The sequence below is a fragment of the Herbaspirillum sp. B65 genome, assembly GCF_000333555.1.
Lineage (GTDB): Bacteria > Pseudomonadota > Gammaproteobacteria > Burkholderiales > Burkholderiaceae_D > Herbaspirillum > Herbaspirillum rubrisubalbicans.
The window spans coordinates 1-1,891 of record NZ_BADI01000330.1 but is presented as its reverse complement, the minus strand read 5'-3'; the positions used below and the strand labels follow the sequence as shown (position 1 = coordinate 1,891).

Genomic DNA, 1,891 nt, shown 5'->3' with positions numbered 1-1,891 from the left:
GTTGAAGAATCGCATCATAGCGATATTGATGCCGATCTTTTNGGTGGGCTTTATTTATGGGATCGTTACAGGAAAGAATATTGGACCAACTTACAANCAGCTGGGAATCATGAGAGCGAAAATGAAATGGCTCAGTCAGAGGGAAAATAGAATCTAAAGTATTCTTACGGAGGGTGACTTTTCGAAGTCTGGCGTGGCTTCGTCTTACCTGATCATCGATCCGGAGCTTNGGCGCTCACCGTCTAAAGAGGCGTTTGATGAGCATGGATGGAAGCCTCTGTCGAAGGGCAAGTACTGTAAAGAGGGTATTCTTTTAGAGATTGCTCCGAGCTCTTACATTGGAAAGGCTTCTGTTTCCATTACGATGAAATACGATCATGTGACATCCGAAACCTGCCGGACTCAGTCATCTCATTGATCAGAAATGGCTATAACTATGGTCATTTTTTCAGGGTGGACACGTAGGTTCATCATGAAAGTGGGAAAGCTTATTTATTGGAGGCCAAATAATGTCCATATCAATGGATCTGGAAGCCGATTTTCGGCTCGAAAAAGACGTTGTTCTTAGAGCGCTTCGCCAGCTAAAGGTAACGAATATCGTTGAAAAGGGAAATGGCTTCAGTGGGAATTTCCCAGAATCGAACATGTTTTTTTATTTTTCCGAGGAATTCTCTGATCCAACACTTAGAGCAGAAGATTGGAGTGAAAAGATTACTTGGGATGTAAAGATGCGGATGGTTTTTTATTACGTCATTTCTACTTACGATCTTTGCAGTGAGCAGCTACACCAGTTTCTGGAGTTGCTAAGTCAATTGTGTTCGGCTAACTATATTTTATCTTTTCAGTATGAGAAGGTTGTCGCGATTCGGGACGAAGATGGGCTTCATATTTTGCATAATTTTTGATATGTGGCGGGCACTGGAGAAGAAGAGCTCTTAACCAATTTAGGTGCCCGAACGTAACGGTTCGCTCACTGCCGTGGCCGGTCGTGACATCAACCTCAAGGCCAGCGGCGCCTCCGCTGACAACATCACGCTGGTCGCCCAGCGCGATGTGAACTTCTCCACCGTCCACGAGACCAGCCAAGAAAAACTCGCCTGGGACAACGACAACCGCGCCGAAGTCAACCGCGACAACGCCATCGGCAGCACGGTGCAGGGCAAGGACATCAGCGTGACCGCAGGTCGCGACATCAATGCCCAGGCAGCCTACGTCAACGCCGAAGGCTCGTTGTCGGCTAACGCAGCCAACAACATCAACATCGGCACCGATGTCAGCACGGCCAGTGCGCGTGATCAGCACAAGAAGACGGATGCGGGTGGGGTGCTGTCTTCGCGGACGGTGACCACTGATGACAGCAGCAGCGAGCGCATCAATCAAGGGACGACCCTGTCTGGCAATACGGTGGTGGTGCGGGCGGGCAAGGACATCAACGTTACTGGCAGCAATGTCGTTGCGACGCAAGGCGTGGGCATGGCTGCGGGTAACGATGTCAATATTGTGGCTGCCGTGGATAGCAGCACTAAAAACAATTTCCGCAAGGAGACCACCAGCGGTGTGATGGGCGCAGGCTTCGGCGTGACCATAGGCACGCGTGAGCAGAGTCATGACGGGAAGAGTCAGGGACAGACGGCGTCGGCTTCCACCATTGGTAGTACCGATGGCAATGTCAGCATCGTGGCGGGGAATCGGTATACGCAGGTGGGCAGTGATGTGATGGCGCCCAAGGGCGATATCGATATTGCGGCCAAGTCGGTGGAGATTCGGGCGGCGGAGCAGGCCAGTAAAACCACCACTGAAGACAAGTACAAGCAAAGCGGCCTGACAGTGGCTGTGACAAGCCCGGTGATCTCGGCGATGCAAACAGTGGACCAGATGGTCGAATCGTCGG

At 51.1% G+C, this 1,891-nt stretch carries 2 protein-coding genes; both read left to right on the top strand.

Going from position 1 to position 1,891, the window contains the following annotated elements; genetic code table 11:
* Positions 1-521: 521 nt before the first annotated feature.
* Complete coding sequence (locus tag I5W_RS08325; protein WP_148289066.1) at positions 522-905, top strand: hypothetical protein; 384 nt, start codon at positions 522-524, stop codon at positions 903-905.
* 43 nt (positions 906-948) lie between these two features.
* The coding region (locus I5W_RS08320; protein ID WP_044528874.1) for a hemagglutinin repeat-containing protein at positions 949-1,891 on the top strand (943 nt) is incomplete at its 3' end.